5 protein-coding genes are annotated in these 4,038 nt (G+C 72.6%); 2 read left to right on the plus strand and 3 right to left on the minus strand.

Annotated elements, in window-relative coordinates:
- The 3 genes from V7E09_RS14680 to V7E09_RS14690 all read right to left on the minus strand — a co-directional run.
- A partial coding sequence (locus V7E09_RS14680) for a hypothetical protein (RefSeq protein ID WP_324523628.1) occupies nt 1-347 on the minus strand: 347 nt, incomplete at its 3' end.
- Nucleotides 344-1,087 (minus strand): hypothetical protein, encoded by a 744-nt coding sequence (locus V7E09_RS14685; protein WP_324512364.1) that lies wholly within the window; start codon nt 1,085-1,087, stop codon nt 344-346. The genes V7E09_RS14685 and V7E09_RS14680, both read right to left, overlap by 4 nt.
- Before the next feature lie 13 nt (nt 1,088-1,100).
- On the minus strand, nt 1,101-2,474 hold the full coding sequence (locus V7E09_RS14690) for a hypothetical protein (RefSeq protein WP_324523629.1): 1,374 nt from the start codon (nt 2,472-2,474) through the stop codon (nt 1,101-1,103).
- 94 nt (nt 2,475-2,568) lie between these two features.
- Here V7E09_RS14690 and V7E09_RS14695 point away from each other — a divergent pair, with 94 nt between their 5' ends.
- Both V7E09_RS14695 and V7E09_RS14700 read left to right on the plus strand, forming a co-directional pair.
- Nucleotides 2,569-2,910 (plus strand): ArsR/SmtB family transcription factor, encoded by a 342-nt coding sequence (locus tag V7E09_RS14695; RefSeq protein ID WP_324512366.1) that lies wholly within the window; start codon nt 2,569-2,571, stop codon nt 2,908-2,910.
- Between the two features lie 7 nt (nt 2,911-2,917).
- On the plus strand, nt 2,918-4,038 hold a 1,121-nt coding region (locus V7E09_RS14700; RefSeq protein ID WP_324523630.1), incomplete at its 3' end, for an MFS transporter.

A 4,038-nucleotide genomic window follows, 5' to 3' on the forward strand; every position in this document is an offset into this window, starting at 1 on the left:
CACGCCTGCCGGGCCACCTGCCGGTCGAACGCCCAGTGCCCCCACGACGACGACGACGCGGGCATGCCGTCCGCGGGCAGCACGCCCAGGAGCCGATAGGCGCCCGGGACGGGCACAGGCACGTGCTGCACCATCGGGTGGGCGCCCCAGAACATGAAGTCCTGCATCAGGGGGCCGGCCCCGCGAACCTGCTCCAGGGTGGGCTCGTGGGGACCGATCCAGTCCAGCACGGCCACGATCAGATCGGCGTTGGCCTCGTCCACGGTGAGCACCTGCAGGGCTCCCCACGCGTCCGCGCCGGTGAGCGGGAAGGCGTACACCTCGCCCGCGCGGGCGGCCCCGCTCACGCGTCGCCCAGATCGCTGGTCAACTCGGCGAAGTCCTCGGTGTAGCCCAGCAGCAGGTGCGGGGTGGTGGCGAGGGTGAGGTGAAGCGCCGCCCATGCCGGGGAGTCGGCGTTCCCGTACAGGTGCTGCAGATCGCTGATCGTGGCGTCGGTCTCGGACGGTGAGGGCGTTGTCGTCCGGGTGAACCACAGGCAGCGTGCGCCGATCCCGCGCAGCGTGTACCCCTGCCGACGCAGCCGCTCGGCGACCGCGTGCGTCGCGAACGGCGTCCAGTCGCCGCTGAAGTAGCCGTTGGGCAGGTTCGCCAGCAGCCCCATCCCCGGGGGCAGGCACTGGGCTATGTGGACCGCGTCCAGGACGACCTCAGGGTGGGCGTTCATCGCGGCCAGGGCCTCGATGTCGTCTGCCTCCCACAGCCACTCTTCCGGCAGATCGGCCCAGGCGAACGCCCTGGCCGGGTCGGCCAGGGCTGCGGCGGTGGCGTGCAGCGCGGCGGACTCGTAGGCGGCCAGCGCGGCGGGGTCACCGTCGGAGGGGTAGTCCAGGCCCGCGTCGAAACCGTGCGCGTCGACGGCGTGGCTTCTGGTGTAGAGGCACTGGTCCGGGTCGTCGAGGGTGACGAACACCTCGCCGTCAGTGCCCTGTTCGGCCTGGAGCCGTGCGACCTGCTCCACGAGGGCAGCGAACGACGCGGGCCGCTCGACGGCGGCGACGGTGAAGTGATCGATGCGGGCGCTCATCGCGGGCCCCCGGTCAGCGGAAATACCATCCGGACAACTCCTTGAAGTGGCGCCCCGACTGCCAACTGCCGTCGCTGGGGCGTGGTTCGTCGGCGTCCGGCGGGGGGACGCCCTGGGCGATGCGACGCACCCACGGCGTCGTCTCGAGTGAGTGCACCCACTGGGGCGCACGCCCGTCGAGGCGAGGGGCGACGCGCAGCGTCACATCCGCCACGCCGGGCTGCGCCTCGTGGACGCCGAGCAGGTACTCGGCATGCGCGTAGGGGCGCTCCCGCTCCCGGACCTCGTGAACGTATGCCGTCACCCAGCGTCCAGGTTCCAGGCGGATCGCCCACACGTCACCCGGGGCGACCGGGCCGGATCCGACCGATGCGGACGCCCGCGGCTGGCGCGGGGTGAGCGCTCGAATGCGGGCCGCGAGACCGCCGTCCAGCGTCTGCTTCTCCGGCGGGGTCGGCGTCGGGCGGGGGCCCTCCAGATCGACGGTGGGCAACCCCAGGTCACCGAACAGTTCCTCGGCGATGCCGGTGCGGATCCCGCCGTCGCCCACATCGGTGTTCCACCACGCCAGCGGGGCTTGGACCTCGACGCGCACGGTGGGGCGCTGGTCGCGTTCCCGATACGTGGTGAAGCGCTCGCTCAGCCCGGGGCGGTCCGGCGGGGCGAGGACGCCGACGAGGGCGAGCGCCTCGAGGACGTCGCGAGCAGCCCAGCGGCCGCGCAGGATGCGGGCCCCGGTGATCGCCTTCGCGGCTGCCGAGTAGCGCGTCGCCACGGGGAGGGAGCGGATGACGGCGAACACGGCGGCAAGCGCCCAGCGGTCGTAGTCGGTGGGCTGCGGGCGTTCGGTGCCGCACCAGTCCAGCGTGGCCGCGTACCCGGTCGGATCACCGTCCAGGGGGGTGCCGCCGGTGAGCCGCAGCGCCCACGAGGTGAGGAGGTGAACCGGTTCGTCCCGATAGCCGCACACCTCGCACACTGTCGGCGAGGCGGCGCTCCATGGGGCGAACGGGTGGGCGGGCATGGCCTCGGCCAGCAGGACGCCGGGGAGCGCGGAGCGCCAGGCGGCGGGGGCCGACCACAACGCGGCGGTGAACGCCGACGCGGCGGAGGTGCGCGTCCACGCCCAGGCGCCCTGGTGCAGCAGGTCGAGCGTCGCAGCATGGTCGAGGTGGCTGGTCGCGGCGGGGTCGAGCCCCGCAGAGGTCAGGGCGTCGGCGAGGGCGCCCAGGGCGGGGTCGGTGGGCGGGGTCCAGGCCCCGGTGAGGTGGTGGGGGCGGTGGCCGGAGGTTTGCAGCAGGCGCCACCGTGCCAGCTGGTCACCCGTGTCGGGGTCGTGACCCGGGGGGATGCGAAACCCGACGCGGTGCGGGTGGGTGTGCGGCATTGCGGCACTGTATCGAGGTGGTGGGTGGTCGGACGAGCGCGGAGACCGAGGCGAGGAATGTTATTATCCGCGTATGAATGCGGATAGGGATACTGTGGGCGATCCTCCCTCCTCGGAGCACGTTGATCTGGCGGTGGAGGTGCTGCGCATCCTCGCCGACACCACCCGGGTCCGCATCGTCCTCGCCCTGCGGGATGCGCCGGAGCTCTCGGTGAGCGCCTTGGCCGAACTCGTGGACAAGAAGCCCTCAGGGGTCTCCCAACACCTGGCCCGGATGCGGATGGCGCGCATCGTCTCGACCCGGCAGCAGGGCACCAGCGTGCTCTACCGGCTGACCGATGAGCACGCGCTCGCCGTCGTGCTGGAGGCCTTCAAGCAGGCCGAGCACGCCGTGGCCAACGGACAGCTCCCGCCCCACCACCACGCGGCGGGCTGAGTCGGCGATGCTCGGCGTCCTGCGGAACCCCGCCTACGCGAAGCTGTTCAGCGCCCAGGTGATCGCCCTGGTGGGAACCGGGCTGCTGACCGTCGCGCTCGGCTTGCTGTCCTTCGACATCGCCGGAGGGGATGCCGGGTTGGTCCTCGGCGTCGCCATGACCGTCAAGATGGTCGCCTACGTGGCCGTGGGCCCCGTCATCGCCGCGCTCACCGCGCGGGTGCCGCGCAAGCCCCTGCTGATCGCCGCGGACCTGATCCGCGCCACCGTGGCGGTGTCGCTGCCGTTCGTCACGGACGCCTGGCAGATCTACCTGCTCATCTTCGTGCTGCAATCCGCCTCGGCGACGTTCACCCCCGCGTTCCAGGCGGTCATCCCCTCGGTGCTGCCGGACGAGGCGCAGTACACCCGCGCCCTGTCGCTGTCCCGGCTCGCCTACGACCTCGAATCGCTGGTCAGTCCCGCGTTGGCGGCCGTCCTGCTCACCGTCGTCAGCTATCACGACCTGTTCGTTGGCACCGTCGCCGGGTTCCTCGCCTCGGCGGCCCTGGTGCTCGCCGTGCGCTTCCCGGCCATCGAGGTGCCGCCCGTGGCCCCCTTCGTCGACCGCCTCACCCAGGGTGTCCGGGTGTTCTGGTCCCGGGCTGAACTCCGCGCCCTGCTGGGGCTCAACCTGGTCGTGGCGGCCACCTCGGCGATGGTGATCGTCAACACGGTCGTCCTCGTGCAGGGGCGCCTCGGGCTGGGCCAATCCGATGCCGCGATCCTGCTGGGCGCCTACGGCGGCGGCTCCATGCTGGTCGCGCTCGGCATGCCGAAGCTCCTGGACGCCCGCCCCGACCGCGGCGTCATGCTCGCCGGGGGTGCCGCGCTGCCGGTGCTGCTCGTCGCAGGCGCCGCGGTGATGGCCTGGGGGAACGGCGCGGCGCAGTGGGGCGGCCTGCTCGCCGTCTGGTTCCTGCTCGGGGCGGCGACCTCCACGGTGCTCACCCCGTCCTCGCGGCTGCTGCGCCGCAACAGCACCGAGCAGAACCGGGCGGCCGTGTTCGCGGCCCAGTTCTCGCTGTCACACGCCTGCTACCTGATCGCCTACCCGCTCGCGGGCACGCTGGGGGCCGTCATCGGACT

This window comes from Propioniciclava sp. (assembly GCF_036744435.1).
GTDB lineage: Bacteria > Actinomycetota > Actinomycetes > Propionibacteriales > Propionibacteriaceae > Propioniciclava.

Excerpts from the sequence above, each read along its gene's own strand:
- V7E09_RS14685 (WP_324512364.1), bottom strand. The coding sequence starts at position 1,087 with ATGAGCGCCCGCATCGATCACTTCACCGTCGCCGCCGTCGAGCGGCCC.
- V7E09_RS14690 (WP_324523629.1), bottom strand. The coding sequence starts at position 2,474 with ATGCCGCACACCCACCCGCACCGCGTCGGGTTTCGCATCCCCCCGGGT.